Origin of the sequence: Nonomuraea sp. NPDC047897 (genome assembly GCF_043204415.1) — a bacterium.
Lineage (GTDB): Bacteria > Actinomycetota > Actinomycetes > Streptosporangiales > Streptosporangiaceae > Nonomuraea.
In genome coordinates, this window is the sequence record NZ_JBIDCC010000013.1 from 111,707 (window position 1) to 134,664 (window position 22,958).

At 71.6% G+C, this 22,958-nt stretch carries 25 protein-coding genes and 2 tRNA genes; 7 read left to right on the forward strand and 20 right to left on the reverse strand.

Going from position 1 to position 22,958, the window contains the following annotated elements:
* Positions 1-75 precede the first annotated feature (75 nt).
* Entirely contained in the window at positions 76-2,946 is a 2,871-nt protein-coding gene (locus ACGF0J_RS27710) for an ATP-binding protein (protein ID WP_393150211.1), read from the forward strand.
* A 21-nt stretch (positions 2,947-2,967) separates the two neighbouring features.
* Here the strand turns inward: ACGF0J_RS27710 and ACGF0J_RS27715 are convergent, their stop codons facing one another.
* The 8 genes from ACGF0J_RS27715 to ACGF0J_RS27750 all read right to left on the reverse strand — a co-directional run bounded on the left by ACGF0J_RS27715 (position 2,968) and on the right by ACGF0J_RS27750 (position 8,343).
* Positions 2,968-3,537, reverse strand: a complete 570-nt coding sequence (locus ACGF0J_RS27715) for a TMEM165/GDT1 family protein (protein WP_393150213.1) — start codon at positions 3,535-3,537, stop codon at positions 2,968-2,970.
* A gap of 258 nt (positions 3,538-3,795) precedes the next feature.
* Positions 3,796-4,836 (reverse strand): UDP-N-acetylmuramate dehydrogenase, encoded by a 1,041-nt coding sequence (locus ACGF0J_RS27720; protein WP_393150215.1) that lies wholly within the window; start codon positions 4,834-4,836, stop codon positions 3,796-3,798.
* 59 nt (positions 4,837-4,895) lie between these two features.
* Entirely contained in the window at positions 4,896-5,924 is a 1,029-nt protein-coding gene (locus tag ACGF0J_RS27725; protein WP_393150217.1) for a hypothetical protein, read from the reverse strand.
* Between the two features lie 48 nt (positions 5,925-5,972).
* Positions 5,973-6,401 (reverse strand): MaoC/PaaZ C-terminal domain-containing protein, encoded by a 429-nt coding sequence (locus ACGF0J_RS27730; RefSeq protein ID WP_393150219.1) that lies wholly within the window; start codon positions 6,399-6,401, stop codon positions 5,973-5,975.
* Positions 6,401-6,850, reverse strand: coding sequence for a MaoC family dehydratase N-terminal domain-containing protein (locus tag ACGF0J_RS27735; RefSeq protein ID WP_393150221.1), 450 nt, complete (start codon positions 6,848-6,850; stop codon positions 6,401-6,403). Before ACGF0J_RS27735 ends, ACGF0J_RS27730 begins: the two co-directional genes overlap by 1 nt.
* Positions 6,851-7,053: 203 nt before the next feature.
* The gene (gene rpmG, locus ACGF0J_RS27740) at positions 7,054-7,218 is read right to left on the reverse strand and encodes a 50S ribosomal protein L33 (protein WP_101786011.1); all 165 of its coding nucleotides are present in this window, start codon (positions 7,216-7,218) and stop codon (positions 7,054-7,056) included.
* Positions 7,219-7,289: 71 nt separating this feature from the next.
* Positions 7,290-7,363 (reverse strand) — tRNA-Met (locus ACGF0J_RS27745).
* Positions 7,364-7,593: 230 nt separating this feature from the next.
* Complete coding sequence (locus ACGF0J_RS27750; protein ID WP_393150223.1) at positions 7,594-8,343, reverse strand: hypothetical protein; 750 nt, start codon at positions 8,341-8,343, stop codon at positions 7,594-7,596.
* 318 nt (positions 8,344-8,661) lie between these two features.
* On the opposite strand from ACGF0J_RS27750, the gene ACGF0J_RS27755 reads away from it, so the two are divergent.
* Both ACGF0J_RS27755 and ACGF0J_RS27760 read left to right on the forward strand, forming a co-directional pair.
* Positions 8,662-9,249 carry a phosphotransferase gene (locus tag ACGF0J_RS27755; RefSeq protein WP_393150225.1) on the forward strand — a complete coding sequence of 196 codons (588 nt, stop codon included), beginning with the start codon at positions 8,662-8,664 and terminating at the stop codon, positions 9,247-9,249.
* A gap of 140 nt (positions 9,250-9,389) precedes the next feature.
* On the forward strand, positions 9,390-9,815 hold the full coding sequence (locus tag ACGF0J_RS27760; RefSeq protein WP_393150227.1) for a PASTA domain-containing protein: 426 nt from the start codon (positions 9,390-9,392) through the stop codon (positions 9,813-9,815).
* 197 nt (positions 9,816-10,012) lie between these two features.
* Here the strand turns inward: ACGF0J_RS27760 and ACGF0J_RS27765 are convergent.
* From ACGF0J_RS27765 to ACGF0J_RS27780, 4 genes are all read right to left on the reverse strand, one after another.
* Positions 10,013-10,085 (reverse strand) — tRNA-Thr (locus ACGF0J_RS27765).
* A gap of 56 nt (positions 10,086-10,141) precedes the next feature.
* Positions 10,142-10,345 carry a transposase gene (locus ACGF0J_RS27770; RefSeq protein WP_393150229.1) on the reverse strand — a complete coding sequence of 68 codons (204 nt, stop codon included), beginning with the start codon at positions 10,343-10,345 and terminating at the stop codon, positions 10,142-10,144.
* 73 nt (positions 10,346-10,418) lie between these two features.
* Entirely contained in the window at positions 10,419-10,979 is a 561-nt protein-coding gene (locus tag ACGF0J_RS27775) for a C40 family peptidase (RefSeq protein WP_393150231.1), read from the reverse strand.
* A gap of 56 nt (positions 10,980-11,035) precedes the next feature.
* Positions 11,036-12,058: a GH25 family lysozyme gene (locus ACGF0J_RS27780; protein WP_393150233.1), complete on the reverse strand. Its 1,023-nt coding sequence runs from the start codon at positions 12,056-12,058 to the stop codon at positions 11,036-11,038.
* Between the two features lie 275 nt (positions 12,059-12,333).
* Between ACGF0J_RS27780 and ACGF0J_RS27785 the strand changes: the two genes are divergently transcribed.
* On the forward strand, positions 12,334-13,284 hold the full coding sequence (locus ACGF0J_RS27785; protein WP_393150235.1) for an ATP-binding cassette domain-containing protein: 951 nt from the start codon (positions 12,334-12,336) through the stop codon (positions 13,282-13,284).
* Positions 13,265-14,008 carry an ABC transporter permease gene (locus tag ACGF0J_RS27790; RefSeq protein WP_393150237.1) on the forward strand — a complete coding sequence of 248 codons (744 nt, stop codon included), beginning with the start codon at positions 13,265-13,267 and terminating at the stop codon, positions 14,006-14,008. Before ACGF0J_RS27785 ends, ACGF0J_RS27790 begins: the two co-directional genes overlap by 20 nt.
* Positions 14,009-14,016: 8 nt before the next feature.
* Here ACGF0J_RS27790 and ACGF0J_RS27795 read toward each other — a convergent pair whose 3' ends face one another.
* Both ACGF0J_RS27795 and ACGF0J_RS27800 read right to left on the reverse strand, forming a co-directional pair.
* Entirely contained in the window at positions 14,017-15,111 is a 1,095-nt protein-coding gene (locus ACGF0J_RS27795; RefSeq protein WP_393150239.1) for a calcium:proton antiporter, read from the reverse strand.
* Positions 15,108-15,776: a TetR/AcrR family transcriptional regulator gene (locus tag ACGF0J_RS27800; protein WP_393150241.1), complete on the reverse strand. Its 669-nt coding sequence runs from the start codon at positions 15,774-15,776 to the stop codon at positions 15,108-15,110. The genes ACGF0J_RS27795 and ACGF0J_RS27800 overlap by 4 nt, the downstream gene beginning before the upstream one ends.
* A gap of 74 nt (positions 15,777-15,850) precedes the next feature.
* On the opposite strand from ACGF0J_RS27800, the gene ACGF0J_RS27805 reads away from it, so the two are divergent.
* Positions 15,851-16,849, forward strand: a complete 999-nt coding sequence (locus ACGF0J_RS27805) for an LLM class flavin-dependent oxidoreductase (RefSeq protein ID WP_393150243.1) — start codon at positions 15,851-15,853, stop codon at positions 16,847-16,849.
* A 36-nt stretch (positions 16,850-16,885) separates the two neighbouring features.
* Here the strand turns inward: ACGF0J_RS27805 and ACGF0J_RS27810 are convergent, their stop codons facing one another.
* The 4 genes from ACGF0J_RS27810 to ACGF0J_RS27825 form a co-directional block, all read right to left on the reverse strand.
* Positions 16,886-17,317 carry a hypothetical protein gene (locus ACGF0J_RS27810; RefSeq protein ID WP_393150245.1) on the reverse strand — a complete coding sequence of 144 codons (432 nt, stop codon included), beginning with the start codon at positions 17,315-17,317 and terminating at the stop codon, positions 16,886-16,888.
* A 165-nt stretch (positions 17,318-17,482) separates the two neighbouring features.
* On the reverse strand, positions 17,483-18,730 hold the full coding sequence (gene fmdA, locus ACGF0J_RS27815; protein WP_393150247.1) for a formamidase: 1,248 nt from the start codon (positions 18,728-18,730) through the stop codon (positions 17,483-17,485).
* 80 nt (positions 18,731-18,810) lie between these two features.
* A complete protein-coding gene (locus ACGF0J_RS27820) occupies positions 18,811-19,461 on the reverse strand; it encodes an AmiS/UreI family transporter (RefSeq protein ID WP_393150249.1) in 651 nt (216 codons plus the stop codon).
* Positions 19,462-19,650: 189 nt separating this feature from the next.
* Positions 19,651-19,929, reverse strand: coding sequence for an FmdB family zinc ribbon protein (locus tag ACGF0J_RS27825; protein WP_393150251.1), 279 nt, complete (start codon positions 19,927-19,929; stop codon positions 19,651-19,653).
* 183 nt (positions 19,930-20,112) lie between these two features.
* Here ACGF0J_RS27825 and ACGF0J_RS27830 point away from each other — a divergent pair, with 183 nt between their 5' ends.
* Positions 20,113-21,387, forward strand: coding sequence for a serine hydrolase domain-containing protein (locus ACGF0J_RS27830; protein WP_393150253.1), 1,275 nt, complete (start codon positions 20,113-20,115; stop codon positions 21,385-21,387).
* 87 nt (positions 21,388-21,474) lie between these two features.
* On the opposite strand, the gene ACGF0J_RS27835 is transcribed toward ACGF0J_RS27830, so the two are convergent.
* Complete coding sequence (locus ACGF0J_RS27835; RefSeq protein ID WP_393150255.1) at positions 21,475-22,278, reverse strand: aminotransferase class IV family protein; 804 nt, start codon at positions 22,276-22,278, stop codon at positions 21,475-21,477.
* 94 nt (positions 22,279-22,372) lie between these two features.
* Entirely contained in the window at positions 22,373-22,828 is a 456-nt protein-coding gene (locus ACGF0J_RS27840; protein ID WP_393150257.1) for a PPOX class F420-dependent oxidoreductase, read from the reverse strand.
* Between the last annotated feature and the right edge of the window lie 130 nt (positions 22,829-22,958).

A 22,958-nucleotide genomic window follows, 5' to 3' on the forward strand; every position in this document is an offset into this window, starting at 1 on the left:
ACGCACCACCCAACGCGTCACACATCCCCCAAAACCCGTCGAAAGCTCTGCACAGGGCGTGCCATGCTGGAACACATGCTCGGCCGATCGGTGAGTCCCGTCTTCGTGGGACGCGAGGACGAACTCGCCACCCTCTCCGAGGCGTTCGCCCAGGCCCGCGCAGGAGCGGCGACGGCCGTGCTGCTCGGCGGCGAGGCCGGCGCCGGCAAGACCAGGCTCGTGCAGCGCTTCGCCGAGCAGGTGACCCGCGACAGCGACGCGCTCGTCCTGTACGGCGGATGCGTCGAGCTGTCCACCGAGGGCCTGGCCTACGCCCCGTTCACCGCCGCGCTGCGGCAGCTCGTCCGCGAGCAGGGCACCGCCAAGATCGCGTCGCTGCTGCCCGAGGGCGCGGAGCGCGACCTGGCCCGGCTGCTGCCCGAGTTCGGCGAGCCCAACGGCGACGGCGAGACCGAGTCGGGCCGGGCCCGGCTGTTCGAGCAGTTCCTCACCCTGATCGAGCGGCTGGCCGACAGCCGCCCGACGATCCTCCTCATCGAGGACATCCACTGGGCCGACCGGTCCAGCCGCGACCTCATCGCGTTCCTCAGCCGCAACCTGCGGGCGCCGCAGGTGCTGATCCTCATGACGTACCGCTCCGACGACCTGCACCGCCAGCATCCGCTGCGGCCCGTGCTGGCGGAGCTGAGCAGGGTCAACGGGGTCCTGCGGGTCGACCTGTCGCGCCTGACCCAGGACGAGGTCGCCGAGCAGATGGCCGGCATCCTCGGCACCGTGCCCGCCTTCCACCGGGTGCAGAAGGTCTACGACCGCAGCGAGGGCATCCCCCTGTTCGTCGAGGCCCTGCTCGACGGCGGCGAGGAGGGCAGCTTCCCCGAGTCGATGCAGGACCTGATCCTCGGCACCGTGGAGCGGCTGCCCGAGGAGACCCAGCGGGTGCTGCGCATCGCCGCCGCAGGCGGCACCCGCGTCGGCCACCCGCTGCTCGCCGCCGTGAGCGGCCTGTCGGACGTGGAGCTGGAGGGGGCGCTGCGCCCCGCCATCGCCCGCAACGTGCTGCAGATCGCCGACGGCCGCGCCTACGTCTTCCGCCACTCGCTGATCCGCGAGGCCGTGCACGAGGAGCTGCTGCCCGGCGAGCGGCAGCGGTTGCACGCCCGCTACGCCGAGGAGATCTCCCGCGACCGCACACTCGTCCCGCCGGGCCGGGCCGCCGTCGAGCTGGCCCACCACTGGTACGGCGCACGCGACGACCTGTGGGCGCTGATCTCGGCCTGGGAGGCGGCGCGCAAGTCGTTCCACGCCTTCGCCTACACCGAGGCCATCCCGCTGCTGGAGCGCGTGCTCATGCTGTGGGACCGGGTGCCCGACGCGGCCGAGCGCATCGGGGCCGACCACACCACGGTGCTGGAGCGGGCCGGCGAGGCCGCCCGGGCCAGCGGCGAGCTGGACCGGGGCGTGAAGTTCGTCAAGGCGGCCCTGTCCGAGCTGGACGAGGAGCGCGAACCCGAGCGGGTGGCCAAACTGATCGTCAACTGGGCCCAGCTGAAGGTCTACAAGGGCAAGATGGGCGTCGTCGAGGACCTGCGCCACGCCCTGCGCCTGGTCCCGCAGCCCAGCCTGGCCCGTGCCGAGATCATCGATCCGATCTCCGCGCACCTCATGTTGCGAGGCGACGTCGAGGAGGGCCGGGCGCTCGTCGAGGAGGGCCTGCGGCTGGCCAGGGAGCTGGGCGACCGGTGCCTGGAGTCGGAGCTGCTGCTCAACCTGGCACTCGGCCACGCCATCTCCGGCGACATCGAGACGACGCTCGTCACCAACTCCCAGGCCCTGGAGCTCGGCAGGCAGGAGGACTACGGCCGGGTGATCACCCGGGCGATCGGCAACACCGTCGACACGCTGAACGACCTCGGCCGCTGGCAGGAGGCCCTCGACCTGGCCGAGGAGGGCTGGCGGCTGGCCAAGAAGTACGGCCGGACCCGGCTGAGCGGCCTGTTCATCCTCAACAACATGGCCGAGACGCTGGAGGCGATCGGCCGCTGGGACGAGGCCGTCGACACCGTCGAGCGGGCGCTCAACCTCGGGCCGGTGCTGCGCAACCGCCACCATCTGCTCCGCGTGCGCGCCGACGTGGCCCTCGGCCGCGGCGACCTGACCCTCGTGGAGCACATCCTGAGCGAGATCGGCGTGCTCAAGGAACGGCCGATGGACTTCGTCCAGGACATCACCAACAGCATGCGGCTGCACATGGGCTGGCACCTGGTCAAGGGCGAGCCCGACGCCGCTCTCGCCGTCGCCGAGCGCACGCTCGCCCGGCACTCCCAGTCACCGAAGGCCATGCTCGGCTGGCGGCTGCTCGCCCAGCTCACCACGGTGTGCGACGCCGCCGAGCCGGCCGAGCCGGCCCGCGCCCGAGCGTTGCGGACGCAGGCCGCCGAAGTGGCCGCAGGCCTCGCGGTGAGCGGACCGGTCGCCGAGGCGTACCGGCTGTCGTACTCTCGCGACTTCGACGCCGCAGCGGCGGCCTGGGAACGGCTCAACCGCCCGCACAACCAGGCCAAGACCCTGCTGCGCGCCGCCACCGTGGCGGCGCACGCGGGCGACAGGGAAGGCGCGGCGAGCCGGCTCGCGGTGGCCGGGCCGCTGGCCGCCGCGCTGCGCGCGACGCCGCTCATGGAGGAGATCGACACGCTGTCGCGCCGCGTCGGCGGGGTCCAGCACCAGCAGCACCTGCGGCAGGCGGCACCCGAGCAGCTCACCCCGCGCGAGCTGGAGGTGCTGCGCCTGGTGGCGCTCGGGCGGACGAACCGCGACATCGCCAAGGAGCTGTTCATCTCGGCCAAGACGGTCAGCGTGCACGTCTCCAACATCCTGGCCAAGCTGGGGGTGACGACGCGCGGCGAGGCCGCCGCGGCGGCCCACCGGCTGTCGCTGGTCACGCTCTAGGGTCCTGGGCGCTCCGGGGTCCTAGGCCAGGAGCGCCTCGCCGAGCAGCACCACGCCGAAGACGGCGAACGCCGCCGCGGCGCCGTACCTGATGACCCTCTCCGGCAGGTGCCTGCCCAGCATGCGGCCCACCACGATGGCCAGCGCGTCGGCCGCGACCATGCCGACGGTGGAGCCGATCCAGGTGCCGACCCAGCCGTGCTGCGTGGCCAGGGTGATCGTGGCGAGCATGGTCTTGTCGCCCAGCTCGCTCAGGAAGAACGCGACGGTGACGGCGATGATCGCGTTGCGGGTGGTGCGCTGGGCCTTGCGCGACTCCTCCTCGGTCAGCTCGTCACCCCGGAGCGTCCACAACGCGAAGCCCAGGAAGGCGATGCCGGCCACGACGGAGATGGCGGTGGTCGGCAGCGCGTCGCCGATGAGGCCGCCGACGGCCACGCTGACGAGGTGCACGATCGTGGTCGCGATCGTGATGCCGGCCAGCACCGGCCAGGGTTTGAAACGGGTCGCGAACGTCATCGCCATGAGCTGGCTCTTGTCGCCCAGCTCGGCGACGAAGATGACGACGAGACTGATCCAGAACGCTTCCACCGGTCCTCTTCCGCGCGGCCGGACCGGGAGCTGCACACCCGAGGGGATTTCGGGCACGACTCTTCGGCCCGGCAGCGTCTTGTCCCTCAGGGGTGCATCAATGACGGCCAGGCCGAAGGTCTCGTCCGCCTGTCGGACAGGCCCGCGTGACCGGGCGCCGGAGCGCCAGTGTGTCGATCACGCGATTGGGACTACTCCCCTTCGGTGTTTCCGAACAACTGTAACAAGCGCGCCGGGACGCTCTATTCCGGGGGCGCTCTATTCCGGGGGCAGCTCGCAGCCCACCAGCACCGGCTCGTTGACCAGGGTGAGCCCGAACTTCTCGCGGACGCCGGCACGCACCTCACCCGCGAGGGCCAGCAGGTCGGCGGTGGTGGCCGAGCCGGTGGGGTTGGTCAGGGCCAGCGTGTGCTTGGTCGAGATGCGGGCCGCGCCACGGGTGTAACCCTTGGGGAAGCCGGCCTGCTCGATCAGCCAGGCGGCGGGCACCTTGACGGCGCCGCCCGGCAGCTCCCAGCGCGGGTGCCGCGGAGCGCGGGCGGCCAGCTCCGCCGCCTCCTCGGGGCCGAGCACCGGGTTGGTGAAGAACGAGCCCGCGCTACGCGTGTCGGGGTCGGCCGGGTCGAGCACCATGCCCTTGCCCCGCCGCAACGCCAGCACGCCTTCGCGGGCGGTCGCCAGCGGCACGCGCTCCCCCGGCTCGACCCCCAGCCGGGTGGCCAACTCCTGGTAGGCGATCGGGGCGCTCAGGTCGGAGACCTCCAGCGCGTAGGTGACGGCGAGCACCACGTGGCGGGCCAGGTCACGCTTGAACGCGCTGTCACGGTAGGAGAACCCGCACTGCCGGGCCTCCAGGTCCACGACGTGCCGGGTCCTGCGGTCGTAGACGCGCACGCACCTGATGGTCTGCGCGACCTCCTGGCCGTAGGCGCCGACGTTCTGGATCGGCGTCGAGCCGACCAGGCCGGGGATGCCCGACAGGCATTCGAGCCCGGACCAGCCCTCCTGCACGGCGCGGGTGACGAGGTCGTCCCAGTCCTCGCCGGCCTCGGCGGTCACCACGACCTGCTCCCCGTCGCGGGCGACCGACACGCCCTTCGTCGCCACCTTGGCGACCAGGCCGTCGAATCCCTCGTCGGCGACCACGATGTTGCTCCCGCCGCCGAGCACCAGCGTCGGCTCGCCCCGCCGGTCGGCGTCGGCCACCTCGGAGACGAGCTGCTCCGCCGTGGCGGCCTCGACGAAACGGCGAGCGGGGCCGCCCAGGCCCAGGGTCGTGTACGGCGCGAGCATCTCCATGAGGCACAAGCTTAGGAGACCGCGCGGCGCCCGGCGCCCCACCTCATCGGGTCACCGGGCTACGGGGCCTCCCCCGCGCGCCGTACCGGCAGCCGGTCCTCCGGGACCACCAGCTCGCCGCGCAGCGCCCGCGACAGCTCCGCCCCGTCGCGCGCCTCCGCCACGGCCGCGCCGAGCGCCACGGCCCGCCGCACCGCCATCAGCTCGCCGCCCAGCGCGGTCACCCTGCCGGGACCGGCCGGGCGCCACTCCTCGCCGTCACGTTCCATCCCCGTCCATCCGGCGGCCACGGCGCCGTCGTCCACCGCCGCGACGAGCGGCGTGAGCGCGTCCCCCTCCAGGACTACGGCGCCGTCCGTCACGACGTGCACCTCGGACGTGTCGAGCTGCAACAGCTTGGTACGGCACGCGCCCCACGTGGCCGTGCCGTCCCGCCAGGCCGGCCGCTCGGCGACATGCCAGGCGGTGACGCGTTCCGGCTCACGACCGGCGAACTCGCGCACCACGGCGCCGGCGCCGTCCACGTCGCCCAGGTCGAGGACGAGGAGGCGGGCGTCGGTGTGGTCGAGGAACGACTGCAGCACCTCACGCACCCGGGCGGGGCCGCCGTCCACGACGAGGCCCACGGCGGTGCTGATGGGGGCCGTCTCGACGCGCCGGCGTTCGGCGGTGACGCCCAGGTCGTCCAGGCGGTTGGTGGCGAGCGAGGCGTCCCAGGTGCGCTGGGCGTGCAGCATGTCGTCGGCTGGGGCGCCGTGCTGGCCGGGGTCGCCGGAGAAGCCGAACTCGGCGGCCGGATTCGCCCGGGCCCCCGTCCCGGTCCCCGCGCCGGCCTCCGACTGGGCCGCCGCGCCCGCGTCGGCCCGGGCGGGCCGGGCCCGCGCCGTGCCGACGCCCGTGGCGGCCCCGCCGGGGGCCGGTCCGCCGGGGGCGCCGCCCGTGGTGTCGCGGCCGGTGCCGGTGCCGCCCGCCACGTCCTGCGGCTTGGGCGGACGCAGGTGGCCCGGCGGCCCGTCGTCGGTCACGGCCGACACGGGGATCGAGTGGACCGTCGGCCAGACAGTGACATCGTGTGCGGCTTCAGTCATAGGCTCTCGCTTACCCGCGAGCCGCCCCGCCTATCATGCCGGGGGCGGTCAGGCGAGCCGCACCACGGCCCGCGCCTTCGACAGCACCTGGGCGTCGCCCGACCGGGCCGTCAGCGCGACGACCACCCGCTGGTCCGGCAGCTTCTCCTCGACCACGCCGGCGACCGTGACGGTGGCCCCGTGGTCGTCGTCCGGCACGACCACCATGGACGAGAAACGCACCCCGTAGTCGAGCACGGCGGCGGGATCGCCCGCCCAGTCCGTGACGAACCGGCCGCCCTGCGCCATGGTGTACATCCCGTGCGCGATGACGTCGGGCAGCCCGACGGCCTTGGCGAAGCGCTCGTTCCAGTGGATGGGGTTGAAGTCGCCGGACGCCCCGGCGTACATCACCAGGTCCTTGCGGCGCACGGTGTAGTCCACGGCGGGAAGCTCCTGGCCCACCTCGACCTCGTCGTACTTCACCGTCGCGGTCATCAGGCCGCCCCTCCGCGCTCGATGATCGTGTTGTACGTGCTGCAGACCCGCTCGCCGTCCACCGTGCTGACGTCGCTGCGCACCGTCAGCAGTTCGTTGCGCCCGGCGGTGCGGATGTCGGTGATCGTCGCGGTGGTGACCAGTTCGTCCCCGGCGTGGACGGGCCGGGTGTACTCGAAGCGCTGCTCGCCGTGCACGACCATGGCCAGGTTGAGGCCGAGGTCGGGGTCCATCAGCGCCTCGCCGCCGCTCTGCAGGCTGAACACGATGGGGAACGTCGGCGGCGCGACGACGTCGGGATGTCCGGCCGCGCGGGCGGCCTCCGGGTCGCGGTAGATGGGGTTGGCGTCGCCGATCGCCGCCGCGAATTCTCTGATCTTCACCCGGCTGACCTCGTACGGGGCGCCGGCCTGGTAGGTCCGCCCCACGAAGTCACGGTTCAAGGCCATCTGTGCTCCCTCGCGTGTCCTGCGCACGTTTGAGCCAGACGCTAACAGAACAAGGTTCGGCTGTCTCCGGGCATGGTCACGATTTTGCCCACGGCCACAAGGGACCCGTACACACGACAAACCGGCGCGCTCGATCGAGGGCGCCGGTTGTGCGAAGAGAAATCCAGGCAGTGCTGCCCGGCGAGATCGCGCTCGGGAACGAGCTAGCGGGTCTCGCGGTGCGCGCGGTGCGTGCGGCAGTTGGGGCAGTACTTCTTCAGCTCAAGCCGATCCGGGTCGTTGCGCCGGTTCTTCCGCGTGATGTAGTTGCGGTGCTTGCACTCCTGGCAGGCCAGCGTGATCTTCGGCCTAACGTCGGTGGCAGCCACGTGGGAGTGCCTTTCTACGTTCGGGACTAGGACATGCCCATGCCCAGGTCGGCGGACCTGGAATGGGGCAGTAGCGGAGGCCGGACTTGAACCGGCGACACAACGATTATGAGCCGTTTGCTCTGCCTGACTGAGCTACTCCGCCTGGAAGCCGGTGCGGAAAACGACCCGGCCCCGTAGAGGATACCCGAACCGGGAAGCACATCTGTACTTCGCCTGATCGGGCGAGGGTGCTCCCAGTATGCCTGAAGAACACCCCACTGACGAACTCAACGACAACGGCCCCGCGGGCATTCCTCGGTGGGACTCGTTCGCCGGTGGAGCCCCGGCCGGACCGCGGGTCGGGGTCGGAGTGCGCGCCAGCGTACCAGCGAGTCACCCCGATCGCGAACCGGCGTGTTCGCGCGGCGACGCCTCGCCCGCCCGGCCCGGCGCCGGGTCCGGCACTCGTTGCGCGGCGTCGTACGCGGACCCGCGCACCCGCTGGAGCCACCCCGCCGGACGCAGCCCCGGGATCGGGTGGCGGAGGGGGTTGAAACGGATCGGAGCCGCGGCGTCCGACCGGGCCGGCGCGGCCAGCCGCACCTGGCCGAAGAGCTGCCAGGGCCCCGACGGCGTCGCGACGAGCAGGTCGAGCAGCAGCGGCGCCCGCTCCACCGCACGGGCGAGCACGTCGAAGCGGGCCGGCAGCGGCCGGTCCGCCCGCGGGAGCGCTCCGAGCAGCACCCGCCGGCCGTCGGCCTCGTACGGGAACAGCGAGCCGTACATGCCGGGCGCCCACCGGGCGGCGGGCCGCAGCAGCCGGCGACCGAGCACGGTGTGCCCGGTGGTGGCGAGGAGCAGCTCGGGGTGGACGCCCGCCTGCTCCCAGCGCAGGGCGACGCCGAGGATGTCGGGCAGCGGCGGCGGCAGCCCGGCGGAACGGGACAGCCGGGCCGTCCCCCGCAGGGTCGTCCGCTCGTCGAGGAACGGCGACCCCCACGCCCGTCCGGTGCCGTGCAGGCGCAGCTCGGCGTCGAAGAGCAGCCCCGCGGGGTGCAGCGGCCGGCCCCGCCGCAGATGGGCCGCCACGTTGAAGACGGCCCCCAGAGCCGTCCGGGCGGCGGTGGTCAGCGACCGCGCCATGGTCCCCCCTCGCGACGCTCGGATGTTCCGGCCCGACCGCTACCCAGGCCGGGCGAACGAAACCGCCCCACCTCCAGGAGCGCACCAAGCACCGCGACCTCGCCCACCTGGCCGGGGTGATCTGCCGGTTACCGCGTCGACCTCACCCTGTGGCCGCGCAGCGCCAAGTGCAACCAGAGGCTGCGTCGACAGCACCTGATAGACAACCCCAGCCCGTAGGAGCGGCGTACGGTGCGGGACATGGCCGAACACCGATGGGACGACCTCTCCGCGCTCGTGCGTGCCACCATCGGGGCCGCTGTCGGAACGATTCGGAACGTGACCCCCCTACCGGCAGGCCTCACCGCAGGCCTCGCCGCCCGACTGGACACCGCATCCGGGCCCGTGTTCCTCAAGGCCCTGCCGGACGACGTGCCGTCGGCTCGTCTGTACCAGCGGGAGCGCCTGGTCGGCGCCGCCCTACCTGAGAGTGTGCCCGCCCCGCGGATGCTGTGGAGCGGGCACACGGCCGGTTGGGTGTGCCTGGCCTTCGAGTACGTGGGCGCGGTCCGCGAGGTGGACCTCGGGCTCGACTCGCCGGACTTGGCCGGCATGCTCGACCTCGTGCGGGTGCTCGGTCAGGAGCCCACCCCGAACCCGGGCGTCGACGTGCCGCCCATCAGCGACAACGTCGAGCTCCTGCGGAAGCGAGCAGACGAGCTGCTCGCCGACCCGCCGGCGGACCTGGAAGCGCTCGCCGTCTACCGGACAGCTCGGGCCGGTCTCGACCTCGACGCCCTCGCTGGGGACACGCTGCTGCACGCCGACCTGCACGAGGGCAACCTGCTCGCCACCGCTGGTGGTGTGCGGGTCCTCGACTGGGGGCTCGCCTGCCACGGCGCCACGTGGGTCGAGTACCGGGCCTGACACCGGAGGCCTGGCAATCTGCCGGCCGGGTGGCCGGCCTACCCGCCGTGGGAGTCCCAACCGAACAGGCATGGCGGGCAACCATCCGTGACCGTCCGACGTCTCACGGTGCGTTCTGTGTCTCCCCGACCCGAGGACCCATGATGCGCTCAGTCCGCCCTGTCCTGACCACCTGCGTTGTCATCGCCGCCGCATCGCTGACCGGCTGCGGCGGAACTCCGCCCGCCGGCCCCACCGCGACCGTGACGGCCACGGTGCCCGCCCCCGCCCCCAGCATCACGGACAGCCCTGAGCAGACCGACCCTCCACGACAGGAGACGGGGCCGGCGGCAAAGCCGGCAGCGGAGAAGAAGCTGCCGAACGTGGTCGGCATGAACCTCCAGGAAGGCCAGGACACGCTGCAAGCCGCGGGCTTCTACCTGCTGAACGACAAGGACGCCACAGGGCAGAACCGGCTGCAGGTCCTCGACCGCAACTGGGTCGTCACGAAGCAGTCACCGGCCGGAGGACGCACCGTCAGAACGGACACGCTGATCACCTTGTACGCCAAGAAGATCGGCGAATAGCCCCTCCGATCAGGCCGGCTTGCACGGGTCGCGGATGCGGCGCGCGAAGCGGGTCCGGTGCGGGCCCGCTCGCTCCCCCGTGCGGGTGCCGGCGGGTTTCGTGAAAGGCACCCGGCGAGCACGCAGATGTCGGACACAACGAGGAACGCCCGGCTCCGAGGTTTCTCGGACCGGGCGTTGTCAGTGCTCTGGCTGGGAGCCCCCAAACGGAATCGAACCGTTGACCTTCTCCTTACCATGGAGACGCTCTGCCGACTGAGCTATAGGGGCCTGTCCGGCGCTGCGGACAGGTGTAACCATACACGGCCCTCAGCGATGACGCGAACTCATCCGACCGCCTCGAACCCCCGCCTCACGGGCAGCGCGATGACCTCGCAGAGGTCGGCCAGATCGACCAGGCGGGCCACCTGCGCGACGGACACGCAGTCGGCCACGAAGCTGCCGTCGCGGCTCACCCGCAGCACCTGACGCCCGTCGCGGCGGGCGGGAACGATCTCGAGGCCGCCGGGGCCGACCCATCGCCTGTCCATAGCGGCACAGGTTAGCCCTCGGGTCTCTCATTTTTCGTCACGCGACCCCCGTTACACCGATAACACGGGCCTCTCAGAGCCGGTAGAAGCCCGCGAAGTCCTTGAGCCGGTAGATCGGGTCCACCCGCACGACGGCCCCGGTCTCGGGGGCGTTGACCATCTTCCCGCCGCCCAGATAGATCCCGACGTGGTGGGTGCGGACCCGCTGCCTCGTCACCTCGCCGAAGAACACGAGGTCGCCCGGCACCGGCGCGCTCACGCGGCGCATCCGGCGCACGTGGTCGTCGGTGTTGCCCGGCCCGAGCACGTCGCGGCCGTGCGCGAGCGCGTAGACCCACCGGGTGAAGCCCGAGCAGTCGAGCCCCACGGTGCGCGCGGCGGGGCAGGGCCGGACGCGGCCGGTGTAGCCGAGGCAGGTCCCCTTCGAGGGCCCTGGCTCGTCGGCGTGCCCGCCGCCCCACGAGTAGACGATGCCGCGTCCCTCGACGTCCAGCGCGACGGCGACGACGGCTTCCGGCGGCACGTACGGCCGCAGCGGCACCGACGCCGTCGCGCCGGCCAGGAGCACCGCGACCATGAGCGCCGCGGCCACGAGGACCCGGCACGCCCAGGCCGCCCGGCGACGCACCGACACCCCGCCCGCTCCCTCCGCGCCGACAGCACCTCTCCGGGAGATCCTGCCTCACCCGGTCACGGGGCGCGCAGGTCCAGGTCGACGGTCCCGACGGCGAAGCGCATGCCCACGGCGCCCTTGGTCGAGCGTGGATCGGTGGTGAAGGTGAGCGTGACCTTCCCTCCTCGCCTCAGCTCGGCGACCTCGCACCGCACCGCCGTACCGCTGAACCTGCAGCCGGGGGCGCGCAACACGCGCTGCCCGCCGTACGCGCGGCCGGAGATCGAGATCTTCGTCAGCGGGTGCGGGCCGGTGTTGGCCACGGTGACGATGTAGTGCCTGCGGTCCTTGGCCAGGCCGGAGACGGTCACCTCGGCGGGCGGGTGGGCGAGGTCGTCCAGCTCGGCCTGGGTGCCGTTGAACGCGTTCTGCCCGCCGGCGAGCGGCCCCTTCTCGGCCGACTGCCAGAAGGTGTGCTTCTGCCACGACTTGGGCAGCTCGCCCGGGTCGGCGCCCCAGCGGGCCAGCCAGAGCGGGTTGGCCTTGAACGCCGCCGAGTCGCCGGTGCAGGTGCGCCACCAGCTCGTGCTGGTGTAGATGATCGCGTGCCTGCCGGTGGCCTTGCGGTACCTGGTCGTGAACGCCTTGATCCAGGTGACCATGTCGGCCGGGGAGAGGTCGTAGCAGGTGTTCTTGCCGTTGCGGTCGCGGTAGGGGTTGTCCTCCAGGTCGAGGACGCCGGGCAGCGTCCGGCCGTCGGACCGCCACCCGCCGCCGCTCGCGAGGAAGTGGTCGGCCTGGGTGGTCCCGTCCGACTCGTGCGGCTGGGCGAAGTGGTAGGCGCCGCGCAGCAGCCCGGCGGCCGCCGCGCCGTCGTACTGCGCGGCGAACTTGGGGCTGCGGTAGTCGGCGCCCTCGGTGGCGTGCACGAACGCGAACTTCCCGCCGCCCGAGGCGACGGCGGCCCAGTCGACGTCGCCGGTCCAGTTGCTCACGTCCACCCCGGCGATCCCGTCGGCCGCGTGCGCCGCCTGCGCGCCGCCGGCGAGGCCAGCCGCGAGGACCGCGCCGGCTACTCCGTACCACCACTGACGTTTCACGCCGGTGATCATCGCGGGCCCGACTTATCGCTGCAAGCCGTTCTCGTCCACTGTTATCGAAAAAATTCCGAACAGCGGGGAAAGCCCATTTCAGCCCACCGGGAAAGCCTGCGTCCGCCCGCTTCCCGTTCCATCGTTTTCGCAGGTCACAGCGATTTGTGAACACTACATTCGCGTTTGCCAAGCCGCGATCCACCTGCGCAAGATGGCGGCGACCCACCCACCCCGGCACCCCTCCCCAAGGGGTTATTCGCCATGCCCGGAGAAGAGCGGCCATGATCCACACACGGGGGCTGACCCGCGTGTTCACGATGAAGAAGAACGTGACCGTCGAGGCCGTCCGCGGCGTCGACCTCGATGTGGCGGCCGGGCAACTGGTCGCCTTCCTGGGCCCGAACGGCGCGGGCAAGTCGACCACGCTGCGCATGCTCACCACCCTGCTGCCCCCGACGTCCGGCACCGCCGTCGTGGCCGGCCACGACGTGCGCCGCGACCCCGCCAGGGTGCGCGGCCGCATCGGGTACGTCGGCCAGAAGAACAGCGCCGGCGAGAACTTCCTCGTCCGCGACGAGCTCGTCACCCAGGGCCGCTGCTACGGCCTGAGCACGACCGAGTCGGGCCGGCGCGCAGACGACCTGCTCGACCTGCTCGACCTGCGGCCGATGGCGCGGCGCAAGCCCGGCACGCTGTCCGGCGGCCAGCGCCGTCGCCTCGACATCGCGCTCGGCCTGGTGCACCGCCCGGACCTGCTCTTCCTCGACGAGCCGTCCACCGGCCTCGATCCGAGGAGCCGCGCCGAGATCTGGACGCACATCCTGCGGCTGCGCGAGGCGTACGGCACCACGATCTTCCTGACCACCCACTACCTGGAGGAGGCCGACACCATGGCCGAACGGGTGGTGATCATCAATGGCGGCCGCATCATCGCGGACGGCACGGCCGACCGGCTCAAGACCGACCTTGCCGGCGACCACATCACGATCACCACCCGCACCGAGCGGGAGGCGGCCGCGTGCGTGCCCCTCACCGGGGGCGACGCCACCACCGAGGGCACGACGGTGCGGCTGCGCGTCGCCAACGCCCCGGCCGCCCTGCCCGACCTGCTGCGCGCGCTGGAGGAGTCCGGCATCAAGGTCACCAGCGCGGAGACCACCCGACCGACGCTCGACGACGTGTTCCTCACGCTTACCGGGAGAAGCCTCACCGATGACGACCTTCCTTCGTGACACCGCCACCGTCTTCACCCGCGAGATCAGGCCCTCGCTGCGCGAACCGCTCGGGCTGATGTTCGAGATGGGGCAGCCGCTGCTGTTCCTGTTCCTGTTCGGGTCGCTGCTGGACGGGGCGGTCGGCTCGTCGTGGCAGTGGTTCGTGCCCGGCATCCTCGTGATGATGTGCCTGTCGGGGCCGATGGCGGCCGGCTACACGCTGCTGGTGGAGCTGATCGGCGGTTCGACCGAGCGCCTCATGGTCACCCCGCTCAACCGCACGGCCATGCTCGTGGGCCGGACGATGAAGGAGATGGCGGTCCTGCTCTGCCAGGCGGTGCTGATCATCGTGCTGGCGGTGCCGCTGGGGTTCCGGCTGCACCTGACGGGGGCGCTGGCGGGGCTGGCGCTGCTCGTGCTGTTCGGGGTCGGGCTGGGCGCCCTGTCGTTCGTCCTGGCGTTCAGGTCGGCGCCCAGCGGCACGCTGTTCTACATCGTCACGCAGACGCTGCTGTTCCCGATGCTCCTGCTGTCGGGCGTGCTGCTGCCTATGGACGCCGGACCTGACTGGCTGCGGGTGGTCGGGCAGCTCAACCCGGTCTCGTACGTCGTGGACGCGCAGCGCGCGCTGTTCTCCGGCCGGCTCACCGACCTGTCCGTCCTGTACGGCGCGGCCGCCGCCGCCGTGGTCGCCGTCGCCGGACTCGTCCTCGGCAACCGCGCCATGCGCGAAGGCGTGTAGCCGGGGCCTCAGGGGCTGATCGCGAGGAACAGGAACGCGGCGAACAGCACGAGGTGCACTCCGCTCTGCAGCAGCGTGGCGCGCCCCGGCACCACGGTGAGCGTCGTGACGACGAACGTCAGCCCCAGCAGCACCATGTGCGTGCCGCCCAGCCCGAGCACCAGCGGCCCCTCCAACCAGATGGACGACACCGCGATGACCGGGATCGTCAGGCCGATGCTGGCCATCGCGGAGCCGAGGGAGAGGTTGAGGCTCACCTGGATGTGGTCGCGCCGGGCGGCCCGGACGGCGGCGAGGGTCTCCGGCAGCAGCACGAGCAGGGCGATCACCACGCCGACCACGGAGTGGGGCAGGCCGGCCGCGCGGACGGCCGTCTCGATGACCGGCGACTCGACCTTGGCCAGGCCGACGACCGACACGAGCGCCACCAGCAGCATCCCGAGGCTGACCAGCGCGGTCCGGCCGCTCGGCGTGGGGGCGTGCTCCACCTCGCCGCCGGCCTCACCGCCCTCCCTGGGCACGGGCAGGAAGTAGTCGCGGTGCCGCACGGTCTGGGTGAGGACGAACAGCCCGTACAGGGCGAGCGACACCACCGCCGCGAAGCCGAGCTGGCCGGGCGAGAAGGCGGGTCCCTGCGCGCTGGTGGTGAACGTCGGCAGGACGAGGCTCAGCGTGCTCAGCGTGGCGACGGCCGCGAGGGCGCCGCCGCTCCCCTCGGCGTTGAACAGGGCGGTCCGCCGCCGCAACGTTCCGGTGAGCAGCGACAGCCCGATGATGCCGTTACATGTGATCATCACGGCGGCGAACACGGTGTCGCGGGCCAGCGTGGCCGTCTGGTCGCCGCCGGAGATCATCAGGCTGACGATGAGCGCCACCTCGATCACGGTGACCGCCACGGCGAGCACCAGGGACCCGAACGGCTCGCCGACGCGGTGGGCGATCACCTCGGCGTGGTGCACGGCGGCCAGGACCGCTCCGGCCAGGACGACGGCGAGGACGACGGCCCACGACGTCGACAGCTCGCTTCCCCATGACAGCGCGAGCGCCAGGAGGGCCAGGACGGGTACACCGACAGTCCACCGGTTCGCGAGGTAGCGGGTCATGTGCTGCGCGATGTCCTTTCTCCCATGGCCAGCCCCGCGTCTCTCATGGCCAGCCCCGCGATGACCACCTTCAGCAGACGAGCCCGCCGCGCGTCGGGGGTCGCGGTCTGCTCGGCGGCCCAGCCGATGGCGCTCACGAGCGCGAACAGGTCCGTGTCGTCGATGTCGCCGCGGATGACGCCGTCGTCCTGGGCGCGACGCAGCAGCGCGGCCCCCGCCTGCCGCATGTCGTGGCAGGCCACGTTCAGCGGCGACGACTCGTCGGCGATCGTCGCCATCAGCGAGGCCGGCAGCCCCTGGTACATCGTCGTGGCCCGGGCGAAGTCGTCGAGCCAGGTCGCGAGGGCGTCGAGCGACGGGACGTCCGCGCCTAGCCCTCCGGCCCGGGTCGTCAGGGCATGGAAGCTCTCCCGGACCAGCTCCTTGATCAGGTCTTCCCGGGTCGGGAAGTGGCGGTAGAGGGTGCCGACGCCCACCCCGGCGCGCCGGGCGATGGCCCGCAGGGACGCGTCGGTTCCCTCGGCGACGAGGGCCTCACGGGCCGCGTCGAGGATGCGGGCACGGTTGCGGCGGGCGTCGGCGCGCGGCACGGCCGGTTCCGGAGCGTCGCTCCGCTTGACGTACGATACATCCGGAGCGTCGCTCCGGTTACTTTGCGGAGCCATGCTCCGCATAGTACGGGCACGAGGCGAGCCCACCACCGCGCCACCGCCACCACCACCGCGAAAGGCCCGAACCAGTGACCCTTCCCCTCTCCATCCTCGACCTGGCCACCATCGGCCCCGGCGAGACCGCCGCACAGAGCCTGCAGGGAAGCGTGGCACTCGCCCAGGTCGCCGAGACCCACGGATACCGGCGGGTCTGGTACGCCGAGCACCACAACATGCCGCGGATCGCCTCCTCGGCCACCAGCGTGCTCATCGCCCACGTCGCAAGCCGGACGAGCACCATCCGCCTCGGCTCCGGCGGCGTCATGCTGCCGAACCACGCGCCGCTGACGATCGCCGAACAGTTCGGCACGCTGGAGACGCTGCATCCGGGCCGGATCGACCTGGGCCTCGGCCGGGCTCCCGGCACCGACCAGAAGACGCTGCGCGCCCTGCGCCGCAACGCGCAGTCCGCGGACACCTTCCCCGAGGACGTCCAGGAACTGCGCGGCTACCTCACCGGGGAGAGCCTGATCCCGGGCGTCGACGCCACGCCGGGCAAGGGCACCGACGTCCCGCTGTACATCCTCGGGTCGTCGCTGTTCGGCGCCCGGCTCGCGGCCGCGCTCGGGCTGCCGTACGCGTTCGCCTCCCACTTCGCGCCGGACGCCCTGCAGGACGCGGTCGCGGTCTACCGGCGCGAGTTCCGGCCCTCCGCGCAGCTCGACCGGCCGTACGTCATCGCGGGCGTCAACGTCATCGCCGCGGACACCGATGACGAGGCGCGGCGGCAGTTCCTGACGCTCAAGCGGCAGTGGGTCCGGATGCTCCTCGGCCGCGACCGCCACTACACCGACGAGCAGGCCGACCAGATCCTCGCCGCACCGCAGGGCGGGCTCGTGCACCACAACCTCAAGTACGCCGCCGTGGGCACCCCGCCCGCGGTCAGGGACTACCTCGCCGACTTCGCGACGCACGCCGACGCCGACGAGCTCATCGTCGCCCACCAGACGACCACCGTGGCGGACCGCCTCCGCTCCGTCCGGCTGACGGCCGAGGCCATGAGCCTGCACGGGACCCCCGCGCCCTGACCGGCGCCCGGGATCGGCCCCGGCCAGCTGTTTCGGCTAGCTGGGGGCGCCGCCGATCGCGCACGCCCGGCAGGGAGGCTGTCCGCACGTGCACTGCGTGATGGCTTCCAGAACGTTGTGGTCGTGGTACAGGCACTGGTCCATACAGGTGTGGCGCGGGACGAACCCGGGCTGGATCTCGTCGGGCCACGGCTCGTGTCCGTCACGGCAGCGGCCGAACCGCGCCGGGTCGGAGGCGTGCAGGTGCCGCATGCGGTCCCTGGCCTGGCTCTCCAGGGTCCGCGCCTCCGTCGCCATGGTCTTCAGTTGGGCGGCGAGGTCGGAGTACTGGGCGTCACCGGTACGCACGTGCGCGGCGCGCAGCGCCATCGCCGCATTGCTCAGGAACCGGACAGCGTCCTGCAGGTCGGTGGTGTGGTGCAACTGAATGCCTGTCACGCCTCGGACCCACACGGCGTCGTTGTGCATTGATCAACCTTTCGGAGCGGCGCTCTTCAGCATCGCGCTACACCAAAGTTTTACGCACATTTAGTACCAAATATCCTGAATTGCGGCCTCATCGCCATTCTTTGCCGAAGCATTAAGGTTGCCGGGAGCGATGTTCCCGGCAACCTCGGCCAGCGGCGACGGCGCTCAACTGGTCACAGCACACTGCCCGCGGTCCTCGCTGACGGGCCCGTCCGCGTTCGGGCGCACGTCGAAGTCGAAGATCGCCGTGGGCAGGTAGAGCGAGCAGCAGGCGTTCGGGATGTCGACGATCCCGCTGACCCGCCCCTCGATCGGGGCCGAGCCGAGGAGCAGGTAGGCCTGCTCGCCGCTGTAACCCCACCTCTTGAGATACTCGACGGCGTTGAGGCAGGCCCTGCGGTAGGCCACCGTCGCGTCGAGGTAGTAGTTGGTGTCGGTGTCGTGGTCCACCGAGATCCCGATGAACGACAGGAACTCCGAGTAGCGCGGCTCGACGTTGCCCGGCATGAAGACGGGGTTGGTGCTGACGCCGTACTTCTCCATGCCGCCCTTGATCAGGTCGACGTGGAAGTCGATGTAGCCACCCATCTCGATCGCACCGCAGAAGGTGATCTCGCCGTCCCCCTGGCTGAAGTGCAGGTCACCTCCCGACAGCTTGGCGTCCTGGACATGGACCGGGTAGAAGACCCTGGCCCCTCGGGTGAAGTTCTTGATGTCGTGGTTCCCGCCGTTCTCCCGGGCGGGCACCGTACGCGCCCCCTCTGCGGCGATCCGCTGCGCCACCTCCCCGTTCGCCGTGCCGGTGATGGCGTTGTCGGCGAGCGGCGGCAGGCCGAGCGGCGGCACGCGTTGCGGATCGGTGTCGATGAGCGCCTGTTCGCGGCGGTTCCAGGAGCTGAGCAGCTCGGCCGACGGCGCGGTGCCGAAGAGGCCGGGGTGCGTGATGCCGGTGAAGCGGACTCCGGGCAGGTGGCGGGACACCGCGACCTGGCCGTGGAAATCCCAGATCGCCTTGTAGGAGTCCGGGAAGTAGTCGGTCAGGAACCCGCCGCCGTTCTCCTTCGCGAAGATGCCGGTGTAGCCCCATCCCTGTCCCGGCGCGTCCCCGGTCTGCTGGGGCACCGGCCCGAGGTCGAGGATGTCGACGATGAGAAGGTCGCCGGGTTCGGCGCCCTCGACCCCGATGGGCCCGCTCAGCACGTGCGCCACGGTCAGGTCGACGTCGCGCACGTCGTTCGCCGAATCGTTGTTGCCGATCTGGGCGTCGGTCCATTCGCGGCATTCGACGCGGAATTCATCTCCAGGTCGCACCATCTCCACTACGGGAATGTCTGGATGCCAGCGGTTGTGCCCTGGGGTCGCCTGGTCGCGCATCGACTTCGATTGATCGATACTGAATACCACTTTCGGCATGATGGATGCCCTTCTCTGGTGAATGACCCCCTTCGGGGACGACGTTTCACCCCTCACCTCTTCTCCAGCTCAGCGGTCCGTCAGGTCCATCGAGGGCGATGGGTCCGTTCTTCCGCCCTCGGCGCCTCTCCACCGGCGGCCGTCTCCTTGCCCCGTGTCAGCGGCCACAGCGCGATGAACGCGACCAGACCGAAGACGGCGAGGATCACCGCGATGAGGTTGGTGTTGCGCCAGAACCCGGAGAGGATCATGAATGCCGGGATCGCGGCCGTGACCCAGCCCTGGATCGCCGTGACCCAGCCCGTGTACCTGGTGATCTGCTCGCGTTTGAGGCCCAGCAGCACGAAGAACAACGCCCACAGGAACGACCAGTAGAGCCAGATGACGCCGAAGGCCGGGTCGCCCAGGATCCGGAAGTTGGCGTAGGAGTATCCGATCGCCATGATGGCCACGAACAGGGAGAAGTAGCCGACCCCGGTCGTGTCGAAGCCTCCGAGCAGGTTGATCCCCACGTACAGATACGTGAACCCGAAGAGGTAGATCCCCGACGCGCCGAGGATCGTGGCCGTGTCACCGAGACCGGTGATGATCAGCACGGTGGGCGTGATCACCTGCATCGCTCCGACGAAGAGGTTGAAGACCCCGGCCGCGCGGGGCTCGACCTTCCCCAGGAGCATCATCCCGTTGAGGAAGAGCACCGCGCCCACGTACAGCAGTCCGACGGCTCCCATCAACGACGCACCTCCTCATGCCCGGGACGGGCGGTTCGGGTTCGCGGGTCGCGGGTCGCGACGGGAGCGAGGCACGGTCTGCGACGCGAGGCCACCGTTGGCTCAGGTCGGCCGGCTCAGGTCGGCCGGCTCAGGTCGGCTCGCCGAGGCGTGGTTCGCGGCCGGTGCCCGCGAACGCTGTTGTGTTGGTCAGGGCCGAGGCAGGTGTGAGAGCGCCGGATGCGGCCGGCTCTGCCGCCGCCGCCCGCCGGGCACGCTCGTGACCACCTCGGGTGCTTCCCGGCTCTGTTCCTCGCGCGTCAGCGCGGCGGACATCGCCGGAGACTGCCGGGTGAGGCTGGGCGCGGTGAAGAGACGCCGGGAGGGACCGAGGCACGCCGGGCAGTCGCGGACCGTCTCGGCGGTCCCGATGGGCAGGCGCACCTCGAACGGCCCGCAGTCGTGGCAGTGGTACTCGTAGGTCGCCATGGGCATCCCTCGCACACCGTCTCCGCGCCCTGTCGCCGCACGCGTGAGCAGCGGAAACAGGCCCCTCTTCAGGCAACGCCCCTCCCCGCCACCCTGTCAAGAGGGCAGTGGAACCCCTCGGTTGCGCACACTGTTCCTCTTTGAGTACAGTGTGCGCAACGGCTCCACGAGAGGACGCAGGCCATGACGCAGAGCACCACCTGGGACATGCACGGCACCTGGGACGCCAAGGGAGGCTGGACCACCCGCGGACGATGCGACACCGCCCCCCGGGGCCTCTCCCCCGCGGGCCTGGCCCGGATGCGCGACGCGCTGGCGCGGCCCGTCGAGTCGGGCGCGGTCCCCGGCCTGGTCGCCCTGGTGAGCCGCGGGGGCGACACCCACGTCGAGGTCATGGGCACCTTGCGCGCCGGCGGCGGCGAACCCATGCGCAGGGACACTATCTTCCGCATGGCCTCCGCCACCAAGCCCGTGACGGCCGCCGCCGCGATGATCCTCGTCGAGGAATGCCGGCTGCGGCTGGACGACCCCGTCGACCCGTGGCTGCCCGAGCTGGCCGACCGCAGGGTGCTGGCGCGCATCGACGCCCCGCTGACGGAGACCGTGCCGGCCCACCGGCCGATCACCCTGCGCGACCTGCTCACCTTCACCTTCGGCTTCGGCGTCGTGCTCGCGGCGCCGGACACGTACCCGATCCAGGTCGCGATCCGGGAGCGGGGGCTCGACACCACCTCGCCCGCGTTCGGGCCGGACGAGTGGATGAGGCGGCTGGGCGAGCTTCCACTGATGCGGCAGCCAGGCGAGCTCTGGCATTACCACACCGGCTCCGACGTGCTCGGCGTGCTCATCGCCAGGGTCGCGGGACAGCCATTCGAGTCGTTCCTGCGCGAGCGGCTCCTCGACCCGCTCGGCATGAAGGACACCGGCTTCCACGTACCCGAGGACAAGATCCACCGGCTGCCGGTCAGCTACGCCCACGACCCGGCGACCGGCGAGCTCGCGGTGTGGGACGAGGCCGCGGGCGGGAAGTACAGCCGGCCTCCGGCGTTCGCGGCCGGCGGCGACGGTCTCGTCTCGACCGCCGACGACTACCACGCGTTCTACCGGATGCTGCTGAACGGCGGCACGCTCGGCGGCGAGCGCGTCCTGTCACGCGCTTGCGTGGAGCTGATGACCTCCGACCGGCTCACGCCCGGGCAGAAGACCGAGAAGGACGCCTTCGGCGACCATTTCGGCCGGCACGGCGGCTACGGGTTCGGCATGGCCGTCCGCACCCACCGCCGCGACCTGGCCTCGCCCGGACAGTTCGGCTGGGACGGCGGCCTCGGCACGAGCGCCTACGCCGACCCGGCAGAGGACCTCGTCGGCGTCCTGCTCACCCAGACCGCGCAGGACTCCCAGGACACACCCCGGCTCATCCGCGACTTCTGGACGACGGCCTACCAGGCCGCGACCTGATCCCGCGGCCCAGAGAGCCCGTCAGCCGGACCCGGCCGCGTCGGCACGGGCGCGTCGGCACGGGCGCGTCGGCACGGCCGCGCGGCCTCACGGCGCGGTGAGCGGTTCGGCGTCATAGGCCCGGTGCAGCGCGTCCAGGAACGCCGGCGCCTCGGGCAGGGGCGTGGAGCCGATCCGATGGACCGCCACCCCCGGCGTCCAGGAGTTCATCACCACGGCCCCGGCCAGCGACGGCAGGTCGGCGGACGTGACCTCCTGGACCCGCTGGGCGATGCCGAGGCGATCCAGTTGCCGGCGGACGATGCCCATCGTGGTCCCGCCGAGCATCTCGCCCTCGGGCCACACGACCGCGTCACCGTCCCAGAAGGCGAGATTCCAGATCGAAGCCTCCGTCAGCCGGCCCCGGCGGTCGGCGAACGCGGCGTCGTCGAAGCCCTGGGCGGCGGCCTGGCGCAGGTAGTACGTCTTCGCCACCTCGCCCACGTGCTTCACCGCCGGCAGCTCCCGCTCGTGCTCGACGACCGCCAGCGCCAGCGGCCCCCGCGGGCCGGACGCCGCCGGTCCGGTGCGCACCAGCACCTCCAGCTCGGCCTCGGGCCCGGCCACGGTGAACTCACCCGCCGTCGAGTACACCGTGGCCGTCAGCGAGAGGTCGTCCGGCCCGGCCTCGATCGCCGCCCGCAGGTGGGACCGCACCCGGTCGTCGGGCAGCGCCGCACCGAACATCTCCTCCGAAGCGAACCGCAGCCGCTCCAGATGCAGGTCGAGACCCCGGACCCGCCCCCCGCGCACCTGCATGGCGGTGAAGTGGGCGTAGCCTGCGAAGGCGAGTGGAGCCAGCTCCCCGGCGGTCGCCGCCCGGCCACTGCGCTGCACCACGAAAGACGTCATCTCACTTGCTCCAGTAGTACGGAATCGAACGCCCGGAATGTCGCTCGTGAGGAGACGCTAAGGCTTCACACCAGTGACAATGTCAACCTCGCCGTCAGCCGATCTCGGCGCCGTACACGTGCTCGACCGTCATCACCACGAGCACCCGGCGGTCGGACACCATCACCGACCGGTACTCCTCCCAGTCCGGGTGCTCCCCGGCGGCGAGGCGGTAGTAGCGCACCAGGGCCTCGACCTCAGGACCGTGGGGGTCGGCGCCGGGGCCGACGAGGGTGGCCGTGCCCTCCGCGGTGGCCCAGGACATGCCGTCGGGGCCGGTGACCTCCAGCGCGGCTCGCGGGTCCCGGCGCAGGTTGGCCGTCTTGGCCGTTCCCGCGCTCGTCGAGACGTAGATGACCTCGGCCTCCCGGTCGTAGTGGGGCATGACCGGGGAGAGCTGGGGGCGACCGTCCGACTTGATCGTGGCGAGGACGCCGAGGCGGCTCTCCGCGAGCAGCGTGCGCGGGTCGAAGGCGCCGGGTGCCGGGGGGCTGGTGTCCGGTTCGTGCATCTTGTCGTCCGTTCTCGGAGGCGTCCGCTTCGTGGCCGCAGCGTAGCCGGTCGATTCTGGAGGCATGCGGCGCCCTGGTCCCGGCTCGTGCGCGCAGCCGGCGTACCGGGATCAGACTCGGCCGCGCCGC